15 protein-coding genes and 1 pseudogene are annotated in these 21,969 nt (G+C 70.2%); 7 read left to right on the top strand and 9 right to left on the bottom strand.

Annotated features, from left to right (window positions below; translation table 11 throughout):
- Positions 1-10: 10 nt before the first annotated feature.
- The 5 genes from IE237_RS36245 to IE237_RS36225 all read right to left on the bottom strand — a co-directional run bounded on the left by IE237_RS36245 (position 11) and on the right by IE237_RS36225 (position 3,653).
- Positions 11-241, bottom strand: coding sequence for a hypothetical protein (locus IE237_RS36245; RefSeq protein ID WP_189806439.1), 231 nt, complete (start codon positions 239-241; stop codon positions 11-13).
- Positions 242-376: 135 nt separating this feature from the next.
- On the bottom strand, positions 377-943 hold the full coding sequence (locus IE237_RS36240; RefSeq protein ID WP_189806438.1) for a GNAT family N-acetyltransferase: 567 nt from the start codon (positions 941-943) through the stop codon (positions 377-379).
- A gap of 24 nt (positions 944-967) precedes the next feature.
- Positions 968-1,477, bottom strand: a complete 510-nt coding sequence (locus tag IE237_RS36235; RefSeq protein ID WP_229843890.1) for a hypothetical protein — start codon at positions 1,475-1,477, stop codon at positions 968-970.
- A complete protein-coding gene (locus IE237_RS36230) occupies positions 1,474-2,967 on the bottom strand; it encodes an ATP-binding protein (RefSeq protein WP_189806437.1) in 1,494 nt (497 codons plus the stop codon). The genes IE237_RS36235 and IE237_RS36230 overlap by 4 nt, the downstream gene beginning before the upstream one ends.
- Positions 2,964-3,653: a response regulator gene (locus tag IE237_RS36225; protein WP_189806436.1), complete on the bottom strand. Its 690-nt coding sequence runs from the start codon at positions 3,651-3,653 to the stop codon at positions 2,964-2,966. Before IE237_RS36225 ends, IE237_RS36230 begins: the two co-directional genes overlap by 4 nt.
- A gap of 154 nt (positions 3,654-3,807) precedes the next feature.
- Between IE237_RS36225 and IE237_RS36220 the strand changes: the two genes are divergently transcribed.
- The 4 genes from IE237_RS36220 (at position 3,808) to IE237_RS36205 (ending at position 7,653) form a co-directional block, all read left to right on the top strand.
- Positions 3,808-4,500: a hypothetical protein gene (locus IE237_RS36220; RefSeq protein ID WP_229843889.1), complete on the top strand. Its 693-nt coding sequence runs from the start codon at positions 3,808-3,810 to the stop codon at positions 4,498-4,500.
- Positions 4,497-5,579, top strand: coding sequence for a peptidoglycan-binding protein (locus tag IE237_RS36215; RefSeq protein WP_189806435.1), 1,083 nt, complete (start codon positions 4,497-4,499; stop codon positions 5,577-5,579). Before IE237_RS36220 ends, IE237_RS36215 begins: the two co-directional genes overlap by 4 nt.
- Positions 5,580-5,734: 155 nt before the next feature.
- Positions 5,735-6,457 (top strand): ABC transporter ATP-binding protein, encoded by a 723-nt coding sequence (locus IE237_RS36210; protein ID WP_189806532.1) that lies wholly within the window; start codon positions 5,735-5,737, stop codon positions 6,455-6,457.
- Positions 6,454-7,653, top strand: coding sequence for an ABC transporter permease (locus tag IE237_RS36205; protein ID WP_189806434.1), 1,200 nt, complete (start codon positions 6,454-6,456; stop codon positions 7,651-7,653). The genes IE237_RS36210 and IE237_RS36205 overlap by 4 nt, the downstream gene beginning before the upstream one ends.
- A gap of 92 nt (positions 7,654-7,745) precedes the next feature.
- Here IE237_RS36205 and IE237_RS36200 read toward each other — a convergent pair whose 3' ends face one another.
- Entirely contained in the window at positions 7,746-10,040 is a 2,295-nt protein-coding gene (locus tag IE237_RS36200) for an MMPL family transporter (RefSeq protein WP_189806433.1), read from the bottom strand.
- Between the two features lie 350 nt (positions 10,041-10,390).
- On the opposite strand from IE237_RS36200, the gene IE237_RS36195 reads away from it, so the two are divergent.
- On the top strand, positions 10,391-12,175 hold the full coding sequence (locus IE237_RS36195) for a vWA domain-containing protein (RefSeq protein ID WP_189806432.1): 1,785 nt from the start codon (positions 10,391-10,393) through the stop codon (positions 12,173-12,175).
- A gap of 19 nt (positions 12,176-12,194) precedes the next feature.
- Positions 12,195-12,989, top strand: a complete 795-nt coding sequence (locus IE237_RS36190) for a hypothetical protein (RefSeq protein WP_189806431.1) — start codon at positions 12,195-12,197, stop codon at positions 12,987-12,989.
- Between the two features lie 57 nt (positions 12,990-13,046).
- On the opposite strand, the gene IE237_RS36185 is transcribed toward IE237_RS36190, so the two are convergent.
- On the bottom strand, positions 13,047-14,015 hold the full coding sequence (locus tag IE237_RS36185) for an SDR family NAD(P)-dependent oxidoreductase (RefSeq protein WP_189806430.1): 969 nt from the start codon (positions 14,013-14,015) through the stop codon (positions 13,047-13,049).
- 55 nt (positions 14,016-14,070) lie between these two features.
- On the opposite strand from IE237_RS36185, the gene IE237_RS36180 reads away from it, so the two are divergent.
- Positions 14,071-14,493 carry a MerR family transcriptional regulator gene (locus IE237_RS36180; RefSeq protein ID WP_189806429.1) on the top strand — a complete coding sequence of 141 codons (423 nt, stop codon included), beginning with the start codon at positions 14,071-14,073 and terminating at the stop codon, positions 14,491-14,493.
- Between the two features lie 73 nt (positions 14,494-14,566).
- On the opposite strand, the gene IE237_RS36175 is transcribed toward IE237_RS36180, so the two are convergent.
- Together IE237_RS36175 and IE237_RS41820 are read right to left on the bottom strand one after the other, a co-directional pair.
- A complete protein-coding gene (locus IE237_RS36175; RefSeq protein ID WP_189806428.1) occupies positions 14,567-15,046 on the bottom strand; it encodes a hypothetical protein in 480 nt (159 codons plus the stop codon).
- 905 nt (positions 15,047-15,951) lie between these two features.
- A pseudogene (locus IE237_RS41820) lies at positions 15,952-21,969 on the bottom strand (golvesin C-terminal-like domain-containing protein); the annotation flags it as partial.

The raw sequence follows: 21,969 nt of genomic DNA, 5'->3' as shown, positions 1-21,969 counted from the left end.
GTGTCCGGGCTCATCCCTGCAGAGAAGGCCGACGCGGCTGCTTCCGCGTCCTCACCCCCACGGCGATGAGCGCGAGCCCCACGGCGAGGATGCCCAGGTAGGCCGCGGACGGAAGGTCGACGACCTTGTGCAACCAGCCCCACTCCGTGCCGACGAAGGTCTGCGAAGCGAAGCTGACAAGCCCCTGGGCTCCTATGACGTAGCCGATGCTTTCGACGGTGTATCCGATGGTTGTTCGCACGGATCAACCCTCTCGCGGCGGTGCCGCAAGATCATCCTCCCCAGGGCCGAGAACACGGTAGGCCGAAGGATGCAGTCGCGTGCGGCGAGCACAGGCGCACCCCTCGCCGCGAGAGAGGAGTGGCGGTAGACCTCGTCACCGGGGCAGCCGCCGTATGTGCAGATGTCCGTCGAGCGGGTAGGCGGGCGGAGCCGACGGAAGGATCCTGTCCCACGCGAAGCCGCTCTTCTCGGCGACGCGGCAGGATGCCAGGTTGTCGACCTGGTGGAGAAGTTCAAGGCCTTCCAGACCGTCCGCCTGGAAGGCGTCGAAGGCCCAGTCGGTGAGCGCCCCCAGGGCCCGAGGGGCCACGCCCCGCCCCCGCGCCTGTGCCGCCGTCCAGTAGCCGACCTCGGCGGAAGGCTTGCCGGTTCCGGCTCCCTTGAGCACCACGTTGCCCACCAACCGCGGCGGTGCCGCATCCAGGGGCTCCTCGACGACGGCGAAGCCGAACCGGGCGCCCGTCGCCCAGCCCCGCTCCTGGGCCCGCACCCACTGCAGCCCATCGTCCGCACTCTCGATCGGAGCACTCGCCCAACGCCGCAGATCGGGGTCCCGGTACACGTCGACCAGCGCGGCGACGTCCTGCGCGCACCAGGGGCGAAGGGTGAGAGCGGGAGCGGTCGGCGTCGCGGCGGCATGGAGCGTGACAGAAGCGTTCATCGACGGATCGTATGCCGCAGCGCCCTAGCCGCCCATGAACTGGGAGCACCGGTACGGGCCCACCGGCCGGCCGTCGCCGATCAGGGTGACCTGGACGTCGTCCGGGCGGATCGCGGGGTGGAGGGTGGACTGGGCGCGAGCAAGGGTGCAGACGAGCTGGCCGTTGATCAGGTCGTCCCGGCGGTTGCCGGAGAAGGTGGTACCCGGAGAGCGCAGGGTCACGCGGGTGGCCTCCGCCGTGGTGTCGTAGGAGATCCTGCTGACCAGGGTCGTCAGGCCCCGCTTCTGCTCGGGCTCGGTGGGGCCCGAGACCAGGAGTTTGAGCGCCGCGTCCAGGCCGGTGATCTGCGCGTCGGGGCGCGAGACGCCTTCGAGGTGACCCGCCGGCGAGACGAAGTAGAGGCGGAGGCCCTTGGTGAGGCCGGTCGGCGGTTCGCCCGCGCCGATCACTCCGCTCGGCTGCACTCCGCAGGACGTCAGTACGGCCGCCAGCGCGGCCGCCGGCAGCATCAGGGCGGCAGGTCTGCGGGTCATGGGGTGCGGGCCTCCGCTTCGGTCGCGGGCAGGGGCAGGCGGAGGGTGAAGACGGCGCCGCCGTCCCGGCGGTTCGCGGCCTCGATGGTGCCGCCGTGCAGGCGGGCGTTCTCCAGGGATATGGCGGTGCCGAGGCCGCTGCCTTCGGAGCGGGTGCGTGCCGCGTCCGCCTTGTAGAAGCGGTCGAAGACGTGGGTGAGTGCGTCGGCCGAGAGGCCGGGGCCCCGGTCCGCGACGGTGACGACCGCCGTGTGCCCGGTGGTCGTGAGCGCGAGGGTCACCGGGGGTGCGCCGTGCCGGAGCGCGTTGCCCACCAGGTTGGCGATGATCACGTCGAGGCGGCGGCGGTCCAGCGGGGCGCGTACGCCGTCGGGGAGGTCGACCTGCGCCTCGTCCGTCCAGCCCCGCAGGGCCAGGCTCGCCCGGATCGCCTCGGCCAGGTCGGTGTCGGTGAGGGTCAGGCGGGCCGCACCGGAGTCGAAGCGGGACATCTCCATCAGGTCGTCGACCAGGCGGGAGAGCTTCGCCGTCTCGGCGCTGACCGTGCGGGCGGCACGGGCCGTGTCGGGCGGGAGCTGGTCGGCGTCCTCCTCCAGGACGGTGGCCACCATGGTCATCGCCGCGAGCGGGGTGCGCAGTTCGTGGGAGACGTCGGCGACGAAGCGCCGGGCACGCTCCTCCTGGTCGCGCAGGTGGGTGACCGAGGACTGGAGTTCGTCGGCCGTCTCGTTGAAGTCCTGGGCCAGATTGCCGAGTTCGTCGCGGCCCTTCACGGTCACCCGGATCGAGAGGTCCCCCTCGGCCAGCTTCCGGGTCGCCCGCCCCAGGTCGCGCACCGGGCGCAGGACGGCTCGTGCGGAGAGCAGGGCGAGAAGGGCGGAGAGCAGGACGACGGGGGCGACGCCGTCCCGTACCGCCGTGAGCAGTGCCGCCGTGTCGTCCTGCTCGGGCCGCAGCGAGGCGACGGCGTAGATCTCCAGGCCCGAGGCCCGGCCGTCGTCGGCGAAGGTGACGGGTGTGCCGACGGCCAGATACGGGATGTCGTGGCGGGTGACGCGCTGGAAGCTCATCGTGCCGCGCGTGCGGACCGCCTCGCGCAGCTGCGGGGTGATCCTGCTCTGGTCGGCGAGCGTGTCGGAGACGCCCTGGAGCTCGCGGTAGCGGCTGATGACGAGCGGGGCGCCGTCGAGGCTCTGCGAGACGCGCTCGGAGAGTTCGGTGAGGCCGCGTTCGGTCGGCGGCAGGTCGATGTCGGGCGCGAGGGTGGTGACGCGGTCGTGGAGGTTGTGCTGGAAGGAGTCCTGGGCGCGCTTGAGGATGGCGGTGCGCGCCTCGCGGTAGGCGAGCGCGGTGGCGGTGGCGGAGCCGGTCAGGGTGACGAGGACGAACGTGACGACCAGGCGGGTGCGCAGGCTCCCCAGCCACGGTCCGCGGGGGCGGCGCCCGCCCCGGGACTCGCGGCCGGGCGGCGTGCGGCGGGGCGGGTTCATATCGGGCCGAAGCGGTAGCCGAAGCCGCGGACGGTCTGGATGTAGCGCGGGCGCGCCGCCTCGTCCTCGATCTTGGCGCGCAGTCGCCCCACGGCCGCGTCGACGAGGCGCGAGTCCCCGAGGAAGTCATGGTCCCAGACCCGTTCGAGGAGCTGCTCCCGGCTGAGGACCCGGCCGGGCGACGCGGAGAGCTCCAGGAGCAGCCGCAGCTCGATGGGCGGCAGGGGGACGGGGTCGCCGTTCTTGGTGACGGTCAGTCCGGCGCGGTCGAGGACGAGTCCGGTGTACTCGGATCGCTCGGGGTGCGCGGGCTGCGGCTCGGCCCGGCGCAGTGCGGCCTTGATGCGGGCTTCCAGGACGGGGGCGGTGACGGGCTTGACGACGTAGTCGTCGGCGCCGGCCTCCAGGCCGCGGACGATGTCGGAGTCGTCGCCGCGGGCCGTGAGCATGATCACGGGCAGGGTGGAACGGGCGCGGAGGCGGCGGCAGACCTCGAAGCCGTCGATGCCGGGCAGCATGAGGTCGAGCACGGCGAGCTCCACCGCCTTCCCGGCGGTGCTGTCGAGCAGGTCGAGGGCTTCCTCACCGGTGGCCGCGGTGTCGACGTCGTAGCCGTGTCGGCGCAGGACGAGTTCCATGCCGTCGCGCACGGCGGCGTCGTCCTCGATGAGAAGCACATGGGGCATGCGTCCGATTATGGGCGAGGATTCCGTTTCGAAGCCCCGGATCAAGGCTCGGATACGCAGGCCAGCGGCATTGTTACGTTCTCATCATGTGGTGTTACGTGTTCATGGAACGGCGGGGGAGAGACCATCATGTGCGGGCCTGAGGGTCGTCCGCATGACCTCGAACACCATGAACGCCTCGAACCCCTCGAGCGCCACCGACCGCGACGCCCGCGTGCGACTCCGTACCCGCCGCCGGTCCCGTGCCGTTCTCGCCTCGTTGCTCGCCCTTCCGGTTCTCTCGCTCGCTGTCGCCTGCGGCACCGACGCCGGGGTCAAGGACGCCGGCGTGGCCACCGTCCCCGACGAGCCGACGGCCTCTGCCGCCACCCCGAGCGGCTCCGGCGACGGCGGCTCGTCGGCGGCCGGCGGCAAGGGTGCCTTCTACGACGCGCAGATGACGTACGTGCGGTGCATGCGCGGCAAGGGCGGCGTCAAGGAGTTCCCCGACCCCAAGCTGAGCGGCTACCTGGACTGGACGAAGATCGACGAGCTGAGCCCCACGTACCCCGAGGTGTCCAAGGGCGGCAAGAACGGCGTCTGCGTGGCCGAGATGACCGCGGCGTCGCAGCAGGAGCCCGAGCGCGACACGCAGACGGAGTACGAGTCGATGCTCGCGCACGCCCAGTGCATGCGCTCACACGGCGTGTCGCGGTTCCAGAACCCGACGATGTCCGGTGGCAACGTGATCCCGGGCGGCGATCCGAACCCGGCGAGCCCGTCCTTCGACCGTGACTCCCCGGCGTACAAGCAGGCCGTCGCGGCCTGCAAGGACAAGCTTCTCGACGGCCTGGACGGTATGCAGTGACGCGGCGCCGGACACTTCTCGTCGGCGGTGCGCTGACCGTGGCCCTCGCGGGCGGTGCCGGGGCCTTCGTCCTCGCCACCGGGCCGGAGGCCGAGCCCGCGGGCGGCGGGGCGGGACTGCCGCCCGCCACCACCACCGTCGTACGGACCGACCTGGTGAGCAGCAAGACCGTCGACGGACGGCTCGACTACGCGGGCCGGCGGCCGGTGAAGGCGGCGGTCGCGGGCACGGTCACCGTCGCGGCCGAGGAGGGCACGACCGTACGCCAGGGGCAGGCGCTGTACGAGCTGGACGACAAGCCCGTCACCCTGCTGTACGGGCCGGTGCCGATGTTCCGCGAGATGCGGACCGGCGACCGGGGCACCGACGTCCTCCAGCTCGAACGCAACCTGCGCGACCTCGGGTTCGGCCGCGGCATGTACGTGGACCCGCGGTACGACGCGGCGACGGAGGCCGCCGTCAAGCGGTGGCAGAAGTCCTTGAACCGGGAGCCGACCGGGCGGGTCGGCAAGGGACACGTGGTCTTCCAGCCGGGCGGCGTCAGGGTCGTCTCGGCGGATGCCGCTCTGGCCGACCAGGTCGGTCCCGACAAGGCGGTGCTCACGGTCGCCTCGCCCCGGCCCGTCGTACGGGCCGCCCTCGACCAGTCGGACGCGCCGCTGACCGCGCCGGGCACCCGCGTCGAGGTGACGCTGCCCAGCGGGACGACGGTACGGGGGAAGGTGACCGGCACCGTACGGCCCGGCGACGACGGGTCCGGGGGCGGGGAGGCGGCCGGGGGCGGCCGCGAGGGGATCACCGTCGAGGTGACCCTCGACGACGGGACGCCTCCGGGCGAGGACACCCGGGCCACCGCGAGCGTGAAGTTCGTGAGCGAGAGCAGGAAGGGCGTGCTCGTGGTGCCCGTCGAGGCGGTGGTGGCGCTGCGCGGCGCGAACGGCGGCTACGGGCTGGAGGTCGTCGAGGGCGCTGCCACCCGCATGGTGCGGGTGGAGACGGGCATGACGGCCGACGGGAAGATCGAGGTCAAGGGCGCCCAGCTGCGTGAAGGGATGCGGGTGGGGGTGGCGGCTCCGTGATCGCACGCCGTCGTTCCGCGGTCCCGGACGGAGCCGCTGACGCGATCCCGGCCGCGGCCTCTGACACGATCCCGGCCGTTACTCCGGGTGCGGTCCCGGGCCGGGTCCCGTCCGCCGCCCCGCACGCCGCCGGCGGGGTCGCCCCTCGCGGCGCGGTGGCCGGCGCCGCCTCCGTGCCTCCGGTCGTCGAACTCCGGGGTGCCTCGAAGACCCACCCCGGACCGGTGCACGCCCTGCGCGCGGTGGACCTGACCGTCGAGGCGGGCGAACTCCTCGCCATCGTCGGCCCCTCGGGCTCCGGCAAGTCGACCATGCTGAACATCATGGGCACCCTGGACCGGCCCACGACCGGCACGGTCCACGTCGCCGGGTGGGACGTCGGGGCGCTGTCGGACGCCCGGTTGTCCGCGCTGCGGGCCCGGCACATCGGCTTCGTGTTCCAGCACTTCCACCTGTCCGCCGGGCGCGACGCCGTCGACAACGTCTGCGACGGGCTGCTCTACGCGGGCGTCGGCCTGCGGGAACGCCGCGCACGGGCCCGTACCGCGCTGGAAAGGGTCGGGCTCGGGCACCGCCTCGGTCACAGGCCCACCGAGCTCTCCGGCGGCGAGAAGCAACGCGTCGCCATCGCCCGGGCGCTCGTGGGAGCGCCGGACCTGCTGCTCGCCGACGAACCGACGGGGGCCCTCGACACCGCGTCCGGGAAGATCGTGATGGAGCTCCTGCACGAGCTGAACGCCGCCGGTACGGCCGTGTGCGTCATCACCCATGACCACGACATCGCCGACTCGCTGCCCCGGCGGGTGCGCTTCCGCGACGGCGAGGTCGTGGACGACTCCGGACGGGCCGGCTCGCGTCTGCCGGAGGTGGGAGCGTGAAGAGCCCCGTACCCCTGCGGCCCGCGCGCCTGTCCGCCCGTGACGTCCTGCGCACCGGAGCCATCGGCCTGCGGACCCGCCGTACCCGGGTGGTCCTGTCCGCGCTCGGCATCGCCATCGGCATCGCGACCATGATCGCCGTCGTCGGTCTGTCGACCTCCAGCCGCGCCGACCTGATGAGCCGCCTCGACCGCCTCGGCACCAACCTGCTGACGGCCGAGGCCGGCCGGGACCCCTACGGCCAGGAGGTCACCCTGCCCAAGAACGCGGTCGCGATGGTCCAGCGCATCGGCCCGGTCCAGCACGCGACGGCCACCGGCGACGTGGACGCGCGGATCCGCCGCAGCGACGTCGTGCCCGAGGAGCGGACGGCGGGCGTCACCGCGCAGGCCGCCCGTCCCGACCTGCTGACCGCGCTCGGCGCGAAGGTGAGCCGTGGGGTGTGGCTCAACCGGGCGAACGAACGCCTCCCGGTGACCGTCCTCGGAGCGGTCGCGGCGCGGCGGCTCGGTGTGACCGAGCCGGGCGAGAAGATCATGATGAACGACGAGTACGTCGTCGTGGTCGGAATCCTCGAACCGATCGAGCTGGTCCCGAACCTGGACCGGGTGGCGCTCGTCGGATTCCCGGCCGCCGAACGCTACTTCGCCTTCGACGGGCACCCGTCGACGGTCTTCGAGCGCTCACCGGACTCCACCGTCGAGGACGTGCGCGCCGTGCTCGCCCGGACCGTCAGCCCCGGCAACCCGGTCGGGGTCAAGGTCTCACGGCCCTCCGACGCCCTCGCCGCGAAGGCCGCCACCGACAAGGGCCTCACCGCGTTGATGCTGGGCCTCGGGGCCGTGGCCCTGCTCGTGGGCGGTGTCGGTGTCGCGAACACGATGGTGGTGTCGGTACTGGAACGGCGTCAGGAGATCGGGCTGCGCCGCGCCCTCGGGGCCACCCGGGGCGCCGTCCGGCTGCAGTTCCTCACCGAGTCGCTCCTGCTGTCCGCCCTCGGCGGACTGGCGGGCGCGGTCCTGGGGGCGGCGGCGACCCACGGCTTCGCCCTGGTGCAGGGCTGGACACCGGTCGTCCCGCCGTGGTCGCTGGGCGGCGGTCTCGCGGCCACCCTGGCCATCGGCGCCCTGGCGGGCCTCTACCCAGCCGTCCGCGCCTCCCGCCTCGACCCGACCACGGCGCTCAACGCGACCTGAGGGCCCGGACGGAGAGGAGAGAGGAAGAAGGAGGGGGAGATCCCCGAGGGGGATGGCGGGTACCTCCCCTCCTCCTCGTCGGAGGGACCCGCCTACGGCTGGTAGGGGTCGGGCCGGCCGTCGTGGCCCGGCTGCCCGGGCTGTGTCCAGCCGTGCGGCGGGCCGTACGAGCCCTGCGGGCGGGCACCCGCCCGGACCGGCTGCGGCAGGCGCGGCTGCCTGGTGTCGTCGGAGCCGGCCGCGTGCTTGCCCCGGTGGGCGGGGTCGATCCTGCCCGGCCACCAGTTCCACCGGCCGAGGGCCGTCATCAGGGCGGGCAGGACGTAGACGCGGATCACCACGGCGTCGAGCAGGATCGCCGCCGCCAGGCCTACGCCCAGTTGCTTGAACTCCACCATGCTGAGCGTTCCGAAGATCGCGAACACGGCCACCATGACGATCGCCGCGCTGGTCACGACGCCGGCGGAGCGGGTGATGCCGTCGCGGACGGCGTCGCGGACCTCCGCCCCGTCGAGGGCGGCCTCCCGGATCCGGCTGACGACGAACACGTGGTAGTCCATCGAGAGTCCGAACAGCACCACGAAGAGGAAGAGCGGGAGCCAGGAGACGACCGCCCCGGAGCTGTGGAAGTCGAGCGCTCCCTCCGCCCAGGTGTGCTGGAAGACCGCGACCAGGACACCGAAGGAGGCCGCCGCCGACAGCAGGTTGAGGAGGATCGCGGAGAGCGCCACGGCCAGGGAGCGGAAGATGACGGCCATGGTGGCGAAGGTCAGGAGCAGGACGAAGCCCACCACCCATGGCATCCGGTCCTCCAGGTGGCCGGTGAAGTCGACCCCCTGGGCGACCTTGCCGCCGACCGCCGCCTCGGCGTCCTGGACGGGTGCGAGCGCCTGGGGCACCCAGTCCCGCAGCAGTGCGAGGGATTCGCGTGCCCCGTCGCTCTTCGGTGAGTGCGGTGTGCCGACGGCGACGGTGTGCACGCGCTGGTCGGCGGACGCGCGGATGGCGGGCGTCCGGTCGTGGGCGAACAGCTCCTGTCCCTCGGTGCGGCGGAGCAGGATCTTGAGCGCGGTCTCGACCTCGCCGGCCCGGGCGGCGGGGGCCCTGACGGCCACCTGGTGCACGGTGCCCTTGCTGGGAAACGCGGAGGTCAGCCGGTCCATGGCCTGCACGACCGGGATGTCGCGTGACAGGTCGTCGGAGCCGGGCTGCTTCAGCTTCATGTCGAGGGCGGGCAGGGCGAGGACGAGCAGCGCGCCGACGGAGACCGCGAGGGTGAGAGCGGGCCGTACGAGGGCGGGGCGCAGGAGTACGGGCCAGACGCGGGACTCGTGGGAGCGCATGGTGAGCCGCCACAGGAGTGGCACCTTCGGCCGGTCGACCCAGCGGCCGAGCTTGGCGAGGAGCGCGGGGAGCACGGTCAGCGAGGCCAGGACGGCGACGGCCACGACGATGATCGACCCGGTGGCCAGGGAGGCGAAGGTGGCCTCCTGGGCCAGGTAGAGACCGGCCATCGACACGATGACGGTGGTGCCGGAGACGACGACGGTGTGCCCGGAGGTCTCGGCGGCGATCTCGATGGCGTCGAGGTGCGAGGCGCCCTTCCGGCGTTCCTCCCGCTCCCGCTTCAGGTGGAAGAGCGAGTAGTCGACGCCGACGGCCATGCCCATGAGCAGGATGACGTTGCCGACCGCGCTGGTCTCGGGCAGGACGTGCGAGGCCAGGGTCGACAGGCCGATCGCGGCACCGACGCAGGACAGGGCGAGCAGCACCGGAACACCGGCGGCGATGATCGCGCCGAACACGACGAGCAGGATCAGCAGGGTCAGCGGAAGGCTGATCAGCTCGGCCTTCTCGAAGTCCGCGCCGAGGGTCTCGCCGAGTCCCTTGGCGGTGGAGCCGGTGCCGATCTGGTCGATCCTGATGCCCTCGTGGGCCTTCTCGGTCGCGGCGCTCGCGTCGAGCAGCGGCTGGACCCGGGTGTCGGCGTTCTCCGTGTCGCCCTTCATGGTCACGGGGAGCAGCAGGGCCTTGCCGTCGGGGGAGGGTAAGGAGGTGCCGACGCCCTCCACCTCGGGCAGGGCCCTCATCTTCCCGGTGAGCTCCTCGGCCGCCTGCCGTGCGGTGGCGGGGTCCAGCTTCCCGCCGTTCGACGCGGTGATGAGGACGTTCTCCTCGGGCTTCTCGGTGAAGTGCCCCGAGGCGGTGATCCGGCCGGCGCGGCCGGACTCGCCGACGCCCGACTCCTCGTCACTGATCTGGTTCGTGCCGGCGGCTCCGCCCAGGAAGAGACAGAGCACGACGAAGACCACCCAGAGACCGATGGCGGACCACGGATGCGTGGCGCTCCATCGCGCGATCCGTACAGTTGCTGGTTTCCTTCGCACGTCCTGGTTCCCTTCCCCTGCTGCGGAGACCGCCGGAGCGGCTGCCGTTCTGCGGCGAGTGGAACGCTAGTCACGGGAAAAGGGAGGGGACACGAGGTAAACCACCCGGGCGGCCCGGCTTTCCGCAGCCTTCGCCCTGCGGGTTCCCGCAACGAGGACCCTGCGGTTTCGCGGGCCTGGCCGACGGAGAAGCACAAGCCTCTCCACGGGGTTGCGTCTCTAGGAGAATCGTTCAACAATCCTACACAGCAGGCGAGTTGCGAAGCTTCAAGCTCGGCGAGCCCGTGGTGCCGCGAGGGCGCGTCGAGGGAAGCCGGCGGGATCGGCGTACCGAAGATGGGGGAACGGACATGAGCCAGTACCCGTACAGATCGCGACGCTGGACCCTGTGGGTCACGGTCGGAGTGGGCCTCACGTCGATCCTGGCCACCTTCCTCGTCGTCCGGGCGGTGACAGGGGGAGGGGGCCGGGACTGCTCCGTACGGCTCATGGTGACGTCGTCCACGGAGAAGGCGGAGCTGCTCTCCGACCTGGCCAAGGACTACGGAGCGGCGGGGCGCGAGTTCGGCGACGGCGAGTGCGCCGAGGTGAAGGTCCGGGAGCTGGCGTCCGGTGCGGCGATGGAGGCGCTCGCGGCCGGCTGGGACGAGAAGCGGGACGGGATGGCCGAGCCGCAGGTGTGGACCCCGAGTTCCTCCCTCTGGCTGACGCTGCTCACACGGAGGACCACAGCGGCCGACCGCGCCCTGACCGTTGCCAAGCCCGAGTCCCTGGCCACCAGCCCGTTGGCCATCGGCATGCCGCGTCCGATGGCCGAGGCGCTCGGCTGGCCGGAGAAGCGGGTCGGCTGGAAGGACGTGCTGACCCTCACCGAGAAGGGCTGGGGCGCGTTCGGTCACCCCGAGTGGGGCCCCTTCCACCTGGGCAAGGACAACCCGCACACCTCCACCTCCGGACTGGCCTCCACCGTGGCCGCGTTCTACGCCGCGACAGGCCGCTCCGGCGACCTGACCGAGAAGGACGTCCAGAACCCGAAGGCGCGCGCGTTCGTGGCCGCCGTCGAGGGCGGTGTCCTGCACTACGCGTCGGACGCGACCGTCTACATGGCCAATCTCGCGGAAGCCGACGCCGCCGGCCGAGCGCTGTCGTACACGAGCGCCGTCCCGGTCCAGGAGCAGCTGATCCACCTCTACAACCAGGGCAGTCCCACGGGTGACACACGGCAGATCGGCAAGGGGAGGAAGCCGAGCGTTCCGCTGGTGGCCGTGCATCCGTCCGACGGCACGCTCATGATGGACCACCCGTTCATCGTCCTGCCCTCCGCCACGGCGCAGCAGAAGGCCGCGGCCGCCGACTTCCAGCGCTTCCTGCTGGAGAAGGACCAGCAGCGCCGCTTCCAGCAGCTCGGCTTCCGCGACCACGAGGGTGTGGCGGGCAAGGAGCTGGCGGCGTCGGTCGGACTCTCCTCCACCGAGAAGCTGTCCCTGATCGACCCGCCCGCGCCCGCGGTCCTCGGGCGGATCCTCGACAGCTGGGACGACCTGCGCAGGAAGGCCCGGGTGGTCATGATCATGGACGTCTCCGGGTCCATGAACCAGCCCGCCGGATACGGCCGCAGCCGCCTGGAAGCGGCGAAGGCCGCCGCGGTGAGGGCACTTGACCTGTACCACCCCGACGACGAGGTCGGCCTGTGGGCGTTCTCCACCGAGAGGGACGGCCGGACCGAACCGTATCTGCGGATCCTTCCGCCGCGCCGCATCGCCGACGGCAAGGCGCAACTCGTCGGAGCCGTCAACGGGCTGCACGCGGAGGGAGGCACGGCGCTGTACTCGACCGTCCGCGCCGCGCAGCGCGCCGTGCTCGCCGACCTCGACACCGACCGGATCAACGCTGTCGTCCTCCTCACCGACGGCAGGAACGAATACCCGGCCGACAACGACCTCGCCTCCCTCCTGCGCGACATCGACGCCAAGAACCTGGAACGCTCCGTCCGCGTCTTCACCGTCGCCTTCAGCGAGCAGGCGGACTTCGCCACCCTGGAGAAGATCGCCAAGGCGTCCAAGGCCGATGCCTACGACGCACGTGACCCCGCACTCATCGACAAGGTGATGCTCTCCGTCATCAGCAACTTCTGACCCGAGAGGAGTGATCCCCATGGCCGGACACGGCCGGCGTTCCCGGGCCGTCGGCGCCGGCGCGGGCGTCGCGCTCGGCATGGCCGGCGCCGGAGTGGCAGCCCTGGCCGGGGCCGCCTCCTGGGCCGCTCCGGCGTTCGGCGCCGTGATCGGCGCCCTCACCTGGGCTACTCACGCGGCGGCGGACCGTCTCGGCCGCACACCGGCACCGCGCTCCGCCCCGGACGAGCCGTCGTCCGCCCGGGACCGGACCATCCCCGCCGACACGCGCCACTGGCTGACCCGGGCGTCCGAGGCCGCGGCCAAACTGGACCGCCACCGCCGCGGCAGCACCGATCCCACCCTCACCCAGGCACTCGCCAACGCCTCCACCCGGATCCGTGCCGCGGCGGACCAACTGCGCACGCGCGCGGACGTGGTGGGCGTCATCGACGCCACCACGGCGGGTACGGACCGGGAGGCACTGCGCCGAGACGAGCGCCGACTGGCGAAGGAGGCGGCGGCCGCCACCCCCGGTCCGGTCCGCGAGGCCAAGCGTGCCTCCGTCCGTGCGGTCGCCGAACGACTGGCCTCCCTGACACGCCTCGCGGACCTCAGGGACCTCATGACGGCCACCATCGAAGCGACGGCCCTGCGTCTGGAAGCGGCCGCGGAGCGCGGCTCCATGCTCGTTTCCCTCCGGGCCGCCGACGACGCGGGCACCCGTCCGCTCGATCTCACGGCTCTGGGGGACGAACTCGAAGCCGTCCAGGCCGGGCTCGACAAGCTGGACGAGATCACCCGCATCCTGCAGGACGAGGACGCCACCTCGTAGCGGGACCGAGCGAGGCCGGCTCTCGACCGTGAGGGCCGCAGTGTGGTGCGCCGGGGGTCAGCGGGCGATCGGCGTGGCACCGGTCGCGGCCAGGGACAGGTCCCACAGCCGCGCGGCCGCATCCGGGTCGATGGCGTAGGCGCGGACGCCGCCGTCGTCCATGGGAGCGTCGGGAGCGGACACGCCGGCGATGTCGCAGTCCTCCAGGTAGAGGCCGCCGCGGCCGTCGAGGAGGGGGGACGTGGCGGCCCACAGGCCGGTGGCGGCGCCCTGGGCCGGGGTCTTGAAGCCGGTGCCGATCACGTTGCCGTGCTCGTCCACCCACCCGCGGTCGATCTGCTCCTGGAGTGCCATCTCCCGCTGCAGCCCCGTGATGATCTTGCCCGGGTGGAGCGCGAACGCGCGGACGCCGTCGCCGCGGCCGAGGGCGTCGAGGTGGACGGCGAAGAGGGCGTTGGCGGTCTTGGCCTGACCGTAGGCCAGCCACTTGTCGTAGCCGGTACGGAAGTGCGGGTCGTGCCAGCGGATGTCGGTCAGGGTGTGGCCGGCGGAGCTGTTGACCACGACGCGGGCACGGCCGGCGGCCAGGAGCGGGTAGAGCTCACAGGCGAGGGTGAAGTGTCCGAAGTGGTTGGCGGCGAGCTGGCTCTCCCAGCCGGGCCCCACATGCCGTTCGGGGGTGGCCATGACTCCGGCGACGGCCATGAGCAGGTCGATCCTGGTCAGGGAGCTGCTGATCCGTGCCGCGCCGGCGCGCACACTGTCGAGATCGGCCAGGTCCATGGGGATGACCTCGCATCCCTCCACGTCCGCGAGCGCGGCGCGGGCGATGTCCGGGCGCCGTGCGGGGACGAGGACCTGGGCTCCGGCGGCTGCCAGGGCACGGGTGGTCTCCAGGCCGAGTCCGGAGTAGCCCCCGGTGACGACGGCGCTCGTGCCGGAGAGATCGAGGCCGGCGGTGATGTCCTGGACGGGGCTGGTGGCGGAGAAGGGCGAGCCGAGCGGCTGCTGTTCATTGGTGGTCATGCCGACGACGCTACGAGCTGGAGTGAGGTCTAGATCAAGTCCTAAGCTGGCACGCATGGCGACCACCGAGACCCCTGCGGAACCACTGAGCATCGGCGAGGTGGCCGAGCGGACCGGACTGAGCGTGCACGCGCTGCGTTTCTACGAGCGCGAAGGCCTGCTGGTCGGACCGGTCCGACGCACCTCCGGCGGGCGGCGGCGGTACACCACCTCGGATGTCGACTGGCTCCTGATCTGCGTCAAGCTACGGGAGTCCGGAATGCCGTTGGCCGACCTCAAGCGGTTCGCGGAGCTCGTGCGGCACGGCCCGGGCAACGAGGCGGAGCGTCTGCGACTCCTCGATGCCCACCGGCAGCGCGTCGACGCCCAGATCCAGGCGCTGGAGGAGTGCCGCTCCGTCATCACCTGGAAGGTCGCCGTGTACGCCGAGCACCTCGCCCGCGGCGAGGCCGAGGGGCTCTGGGCCCCGACGACCTGAGCCCGTGTGCCGGGACCCGACCTCGCCCGTCAACGGCCGCCGTCACCCCAGTGCGTGCCTTCGGGCAGGCTCGCTATCGGCCGAAGTCGGGGTCGGCGGAAGTGCGCCTGAAATGACACGGGTAGGCATAGGGATCCCCGCCGTCCGCCACGACACTCCCGTTCATCTGCAGCTTTCCCTGCTCCAGTGTGAACGGCAGGAACTCATGGTCCTTCCGATTCTCGAAGCGAAGGATCAGATAGGGTGCCAGGCCGGGATCGTCGTTGACCGCATGCCATTTCCCGTCGGCTGAACGGCGCGTCACCTTCGAGTCCGGCCCGGGGCCGTCCCATGCGACCGGAAAATCCTTGGCGGTGAAGGTGTAATCGTCACGTAGTCGAACGACCGGAGAGCCGCATTCTTTGTCCCCGTCCCAGCGGCCGACCAATTCGGAATGCTGTACGGCCTTCGGGAAGACAGGGGCGGGTTCGCCTGCCTTGCAGGCGGTCGAGGCGATTGCCGTCAACGTGGCAGTCGCAAGGACTGCACCGATGCGAAGTATGTTGTGCTTCACTCCATCTACTTCCTGTCGCTCCGGGCGGCGGGGCTGCCTCCCCGGGGATCCCCGGGGAGGCAGCCCCGCCGTTTCTCACAGCACGTCCCGACCGGTCGGCCGGCGGGAACGAGCGATTCGGCCTGCCGTCAGAAGAGGCTGCCCAGGAAACTTGTCACGGTGTCCAGCAGGCTGCTCGATCCCTCAGACGACGAGGAGGACGAGGACTGCGACGGGGCCTTGGGGTCGGCGAGGTCCAACGTCTCCGTCCACGTGATGTTCTGCTCCTTCTCGCTGAAACGCCCGGACTGGTAGTACGTGTTGAGGGGGCCGGCGATGTTCTTGTCCCACCACGGGCTGTACCCGCCGAGCTCGGGAGCGATATGCGTTCCGGAGTTCATGTCGCTGTTGTTCTTCACATGGAACTGAACGGTCGCCGTCCCCGCCTCCTTGTCGACCGACTGGACCGTGTAGTCCATGGTGTAGGAACCGAGGAACGCCGCGGACATGTTCGACGTGAAGTCCATGAAGACGGTCTTGGAGTTCAGCGAGTGATTCAGACCATTGTTCTCCGTCATCTTCGTGTCTTTGTTGTAGCGCTGCTTGACCGGCGCACCCAGATTGTAGTTGCCGCCGTTGATGTTGTCGGCCGCGATCTCCCGCACGCGCTGGACGTGGTAGTGGTCCATCAGCGACTGCGTGAAGGCGTCGTTTCCGCCGAAGTCCCGCTTCTTGGGGCCGGTGCCCGCGACCCACTCGAATCCCAGGTCCACGCCATTGGGGTTGCCGGGCGTCCCGAAGCAGCTGGGGCAGTGCTCCCGAAGGATCGGCTCCGCGGCGATCACGGGGCTGGCGAGCGTGTCCGCGACCGTCGTGACGGTGCCGACCCAAGCCGAGGCGAAGTTGTCGTCCCAGGGGCAGAAGGAGCCTCCTTCGCACCAATCGTGACCGTCGATCTCGACGCCGCTGATCGGGTTGCCGCCGGTGAAGGCGTAACGGTTCCCCGTGAAGGGATCCGATCCCAGCCGCATGTCGGACAGGGCGCCGTTGTACATGTCCCGGCTGGTGAAGCGGTTCAGGCCGGGGCTGTAGTCACGGAAGCCCATGTCGTAGGTGCCGCTCGCGGCGTCCCAGCGCTTCGCGTTGAAGCGGTAGGGGTTGTACGCCTCCTTGTCCGGCTGGGCCGTGTCGGGCTTGTCGATGCCGGTGAACTCGGCGTCGTTGTTGCTGCCGTAGGCGGTGTAGCCGTAGGTGGACTTGGTGTCACCGCTGGTGTCGGTGAGGGTCTCGACGTCGGTGTGGCCGTTGTAGCCGTAGACGCCGAGCTCCTCGGAGCCGTCGGTGTTCTTCTTCAGCTGCGTCAGGCGTTCGCCCCACGGGCTGTACTGGTACGACTTGGTGACCTCGCCGGCGACGGCCTCGTTGAGAACCTCGCTGGAGGTACCGAGGTAGTTGAAGTCGGTGGTCTTGCCGGCCTCCGTCTTGGATGCCGTGCGGTCCAGCGGGTCGAAGACGTAGGTGGTGGTCTTCGTCGTGACCCCGTCGGTCTGCAGCTTGGCGTTCTTGACCACGTGGTCGAAGCCGTCGTAGTCCCGGTCCTCGACGACCTTGCCGCCCGCGACGACCGTGTCCAGTCGCCCGTACGGGTCGTAGTTGTAGCTGTTGCTCGCGGCACCGATGCTCGAGCTGAGGAGCCGGTTGCGGTCGTAGGTGTAGGTGGTCGTGACGTTCTTGATCGTCTGGGTGACGACGTTGGCGTTGGCGTCGTGGACGTAGGTCTCGGTGCCCGCGCCGGTTCCCGTCTTCACGGACTGGGCGAGCCGGTTGACCGGGTCGTAGGTGTAGTCCGTGGTGGAGTTCAGGTACGCGCCGTGGTTGTCGGCGTTCATCTTGGACGCGACGTCCTGCGCCTGGTTGCCGTTGGCGTCGTAGGCGTAGGTGTGCGAGGAGACCAGGGTGCCGTTGGGCTTCTTCTCGTTCTGGGTCTTCAGCGCCGCGTTCAGGTAGTAGGTGTAGTCGACCGTGTTGCCGTTGGCCTTCGTCTCCTTCAGCCGCAGGCCGCGGTCGGTGTACGTGTAGTCGGTGGTCTTCGGCGAGGCGTCCGAGGGGGACTTGCCGACCTTCACCGTCTTGACCAGCTCACGCAGGTCGTAGATGTACTGCGCGTACTGGTCCGGGTGCGTCGTCGTCTGCTTCTGGCCGTTGGCGTCGTACGTGAACGACGTGGCCTTCTTCTCGACGCCGGACAGCGACTCGCTGACCTTCTGGACCTGGTTCAGCCCGGTGTAGGTCATCGCGTACGTGTCGATCTTGGCACCCGAGGAGGTGTCCGCGATCGAGGTGAGGTTGCCGTTGAGGTCGTACGCGTAGGTGAAGTTCTTCTTCTCGTTGTCCGTCTCGGTGGCGGTGCGGACGATCTTCACGGCGTCGGCGACGACCTTGCCGGAGGCGTCGGTCCCCAGGGTGATCTTGGACGCGATCCCCTGCTTGAAGGTGAACGAGCCCAAGGAGACCCAGGTGCCGCCGCCGGTGGTCTGGTTGACCGTCTTGACGGTGGTGCCGGCGTCGTGGGTGACGGTGTACTTCGCCGCCGTGGAGGCGCCCGAGGTCGTCGGGTACTTCGCGTAGGCGGTGTAGCTGCCGTCCTGCGGGACGTTCAGAGTCCAGGTGAACGTGTCCGTCGACACCCCGGCCGCGTGCGTGCGGTGGTCGTAGCCCTGCTGGCCGGTGGCCGATGCCGTGGCCCAGGTACCGGTCGCGGCGGTGGTCTGGGTGTCGGAGTTGTCGGCCACCACCACGTGGGCGCCGACCGGGACGCCGTCGTCGGAGCGGGCCTGGAGGCTGCCGTCGGGGTAGTACGCCCAGCCCTGGGTCCGCGAGGTCGAGCCCCCGGCGGAGGTGAGGGTGCGCGAGACCTGCTGGCCGGTCTGGTTGTAGCCGTAGGAGGTGACGATGTCCCACGGGTCGGTGGACGTCCTGGTCCAACCGTTGTCGAAGTACGTGTAGTCGGTGTCGCTGCGGACCGTCTGACCCGCCGACGGCGGCGCGGAGACCCGCGAGACGCGGCCGACCACGTCGTACGTCGTCTGGGTGTAGACGTTGGGGTCGTTGTAGCGCGCGTCCGCCGGGTCGTAGGGCTGGAACTGCTTGACCGGGCGGTTGAGCTTGTCGTACTCGGTGCGGCTGGTGAAGTCGTCCACGGCCGCGGTGGCGGTGCCCCGCGGGCTGATCACCTTGGTGGGGTTGCCCATCTGGTCGTACTCGTACTTCGTGGTGCGAAGGGTGCTGCCCGAGTAGGGGACCCGCTGCTCGATCGTCTTGCCGCGCTGGTCGTAGACGATCTCGCTGGTGTTGCCCTCCTTGTCGGTGCTCCGGACCACCAGCGAGTCCTTGTCGTACTCGCGCGTGGTGAACTTGCCCGCCGCGTCGGTGACCTTGGTGACGCGGTGGTTGAGGTCGAAGGAGCTCTTGCTGGTGTAGTCGGTGGTGTCGGCGGTGGCGTTCTTCTTCGGGTCGATGACCGTGACCGCGTTGCCGACGTTGTCGTACTCGTAGGAGACCTTGTCGCCCTGGGCGTTCACCACCGCCATGAGCTGGTAGATCTCGTTGTAGGTGTTGGTGGTGGTGTAGTCGTCCGGGACGGAGGTCGTCGCCACGCCCTTGGGCTCGGTCGTGGTCTTGAGGTTGCCGACCTTGTCGTACGTGTAGCGCGTCGTGCGACCGCTCAGGTTGTTGTCCGGGCCGGTCGCCTGGGTCACCTGGTCCGCGGAGTCATAGACCGCGGTGGACACCACGCCGTCCGCGGCGGTGCTGGTGGTGACGTTGTCGTTGGCGTCGTACACCGGGGCCGGAGTGGTGATGAACACCCCCTGCGCCTGCTGCTTGGGCAGCTTGTTGACCAGCGGACGCTTGAAGGCGTCGTAGGTCTGGGTGGTGGTGGTGCCCAGTGCGTCGGTCACCGAGGTGACCTGACCGCGCTCGTCGTAGACGAACGAGGTGGCGTGGCTCTCCGCGTCGGTGATCGTCCGGGGGTAGCCCATGACGTCGAAGTCGGAGTTGACGGTGGCGTTGCCGTTGGCGTCGGTGGCCTTGGTCAACTGCCCGTAGGCGTCGTAGGCGTACGTGGTGGTGTAGTCGTCCGGCACCGAGGTGGTGGAGGCGCCCAGGGGGTCGGTGACCGTCTTCAGGTTGCCGAAGGCGTCATAGCCGAACTGCCACTTGCGGCCCTCCGGAGAGGTCTTGGTGGCCAGATCGGCCGAGAAGCCGTCCGCACGGGTCTGGTACGTGTAGACCGTCGCCGCGGTGCCGTTCTTGTTGGCCTCCGCGTCCTTCATCGTCAGCGGGTTGCCGGTCTTCTGGTCGTACGTTCAGGTGGTCTGGGAGCCGTTCGCCTCCTTCATGAGGATGACGTTGTTGTCCGCGTCCCAGGACATCTCCATGGGCTCGGACTTGGCGTTGGTGGACTTCACCTGGCGGCCGAAGTCGTCCAGGACGTAGTCCGTGGAGTGCGACTCGGCGTCCGTGACCTTGGTGTCGGTGAACTTGGGGTTCGCCGTGTCCGCCTGGTAGGCGAACGACGTGTTGTTGTTCAGCCGGTCCGAGATGGTCTTGGTCCACCAGTGGTACTTCGGGTCGTCGCCGGTCTTCGGGGCGTAGTAGTCGAGCTTGGTGGCGTTGCCCCGGGGGTCGGTGGCCGTCACCAGCTTGACGTTCTTGTTGCCCTGCGTGGCGTCGTAGGCGAACTTGAACACCTTCGGCTGCGAGGAGCCCACGCCGTCGGTGAACTGGCCGAGCAGACCCTTGTCGGTGTACCAGAAGTTGATCTTACGGCCGGAGACGTCGGTGACCGACTTGATGTGGTCGTAGATCTTGGAGTTGGTCAGGTTCGAGCCCGTGACGATGGTGCCGGTGCCCGAGACGTACTCGTAGGAGTTGTCGCCCTTCGTGAAGTAGTCCACCGTGAGCGTCTGCCGCGACGCGGGGTCGGTGATGTACTTCAGGAACTTGGTCGGCTTGTTGTTGGACTTCCGCTCCTCGTAGGTGAACAGCATCGTGTTGCCGTTCTTGTCCACCGTGGAGGTCAGGTAGCCGTCACAGCCGAACAGGAAGCGACTCCCGTCGGGACGGATCATCGTCCAGGCGTCCGGGACCGGGTCCTTCAGCGGGGTGCAGTCCAGACCCGCCTTGGCGGTCAGCTTGTAGTGCACACCGGCCGGCGCCTTCCACGCGCTCGTGGCCGAGTCCCAGCGGAACACGTGGGTGGTGCCGTCGCCGTCGGGCAGGCGCACCTCCGTGGGGTTGGGCTTGGGGTGGAACGCCAGCGGCGCACCGAGCCGGACCGGCCCCGACGCCTGCATGGACCAGCCCGCGCCGGAGACCGTGTCGGAGGTGTCCAGGCTGTTGTAGGCCACCCGGAAGAACGTGTTCAGACCCCGGCCGGGGTTGTTGAACGCGTTGTACGACCACACCGCGTTGCCGGAGGCGAGGTTGTTCATCAGGCTGGCGCCGGCGCCGGTGTTCTTGCCGGTGTAGCCGTAGAACTTCTCCAGGCCCAGGGTGTTGGACGTGGGGTCCTCCACCGCCACGTTCTGCTGCAGACCGGGGATGCCGGAAGTGCCCGAGGTCCAGGTGCCGGCCGTCTTGTTGTAGACGTCCCAGGTGAGCACGTAGTCGGTGCGCTTGTTGCCGTTGTCCGAGTTGATCGGGGTCTTCACCTGCGCCTGCAGGCCGACCGAGCCGCCCGGGGCGACGTCCGCCGGCAGCGCCGTCTGGACCTGGTTGCCGCCCGTGGTGACGTCGGTGCCGTCGGGCAGGGTCCACTTGTACGTGAGGACGTGGTCCGCCGAGTTCCAGGTGGACGCCGTGGTGTTGGTCAGGGTGAAGTCGACCGTGTAGTCGGAGTTCGGGGTCATGCGCGCGGGGGTCTGCGGCGCGTAGTACGTCGAGTCCGTGGTGGAGTCGATGTACGTGACCACGATCCTGGGCGCGAGCCTCGACTCGGTGCCTTCGGACGACAGGAACAGGGTGCGCTCCTGCGAAGCGGCCTCGTCGGCCATCCTGAGGACGACGCCCTTCTGGGAGGCCGGGGTGGTCACCCAGGACTGCGCCAGAGAGGTGACGTTCCAGTCGTGGCGCGCGGGGTCGTTGGTCATCGCCCCGGTGTCGGCGGTCACGGCGCCGAAGTCGCCGCCCGCCGTCGTCCAGTTCGTGCTCGCGTCGGCCTTGACCCAGGTGGCGGTGGACTCGTCGAAGTCACGCGTCAGCGGCCGGAGCTCGTAGACGGCACCCGTGGTGTCCTGGGCGGTCTGGGTGGACCAGAGGCGGACGTTCGCGTCCAGGACCCGGGCCGTGGGGGGAATGCCGAGGGCCGGGAACTTCAGCAGGGCGCGGGTGTCGCCGTACGTCGCGGAGTTGTTGCCGACGGACAGCCAGTTCTTCGGGCCGCTGTCGTCGATGGTGTCGTGCGTGAGCGTCGTACGGGCCGAGGAGAGGGTGGTGTCCTGCGTCGCGGCGAACACCTTCGTCGTGCGGCCGGCCTTCGGCAGGCGTACGAGCTGGGTGGGCGCGGCGACGACCTGCCCGTCCTTCGTCCTGACCGCGACCATGTAGTAGTACGCGCGGCCGAACGGATCGGCGTCGTCGGCCTTCGTCGGCGTCGCGGAGGTGTCCGTGAACGACGTCGTACCGGGCGCGACCGGTGCCACGAGCGTGGCGGCGGAGGGGGTGAAGGTCTGGCTGACGGAGCGGTGGACCTGGTACTCGACGATGTCGTCGCCGGTGCCGACCGTGTCCTTGTCCTGGTAGGCGGACCAGTTCAGCTCGGCGCCGGTGTCGTGGATGGTGGTCGGGGCGGAGAGGTCGACGCCCTGACGGCCGAAGGTCAGGACGAGGCGCGGGTAGTTGGCGGTCTCGCCGCCGTACCCGAACTCGCTGCCCTCGTAGCG

This window comes from Streptomyces tanashiensis, assembly GCF_014648895.1.
In the GTDB taxonomy this organism is placed as follows: Bacteria; Actinomycetota; Actinomycetes; order Streptomycetales; family Streptomycetaceae; genus Streptomyces; species Streptomyces tanashiensis.
The sequence above is the reverse complement of the archived record's forward strand: the minus strand, read 5'-3'. Positions and strand labels throughout refer to the sequence as shown.

What these genes read in the sequence shown, in the direction of transcription:
- IE237_RS36240 (WP_189806438.1), bottom strand. Translation starts at nt 943, where the DNA reads ATGAACGCTTCTGTCACGCTCCATGCCGCCGCGACGCCGACCGCTCCC.
- IE237_RS36235 (WP_229843890.1), bottom strand. Translation starts at nt 1,477, where the DNA reads ATGACCCGCAGACCTGCCGCCCTGATGCTGCCGGCGGCCGCGCTGGCG.
- IE237_RS36230 (WP_189806437.1), bottom strand. Translation starts at nt 2,967, where the DNA reads ATGAACCCGCCCCGCCGCACGCCGCCCGGCCGCGAGTCCCGGGGCGGG.
- IE237_RS36225 (WP_189806436.1), bottom strand. Translation starts at nt 3,653, where the DNA reads ATGCCCCATGTGCTTCTCATCGAGGACGACGCCGCCGTGCGCGACGGC.
- IE237_RS36220 (WP_229843889.1), top strand. Translation starts at nt 3,808, where the DNA reads ATGACCTCGAACACCATGAACGCCTCGAACCCCTCGAGCGCCACCGAC.
- IE237_RS36195 (WP_189806432.1), top strand. Translation starts at nt 10,391, where the DNA reads ATGAGCCAGTACCCGTACAGATCGCGACGCTGGACCCTGTGGGTCACG.
- IE237_RS36190 (WP_189806431.1), top strand. Translation starts at nt 12,195, where the DNA reads ATGGCCGGACACGGCCGGCGTTCCCGGGCCGTCGGCGCCGGCGCGGGC.
- IE237_RS36185 (WP_189806430.1), bottom strand. Translation starts at nt 14,015, where the DNA reads ATGACCACCAATGAACAGCAGCCGCTCGGCTCGCCCTTCTCCGCCACC.
- IE237_RS36180 (WP_189806429.1), top strand. Translation starts at nt 14,071, where the DNA reads ATGGCGACCACCGAGACCCCTGCGGAACCACTGAGCATCGGCGAGGTG.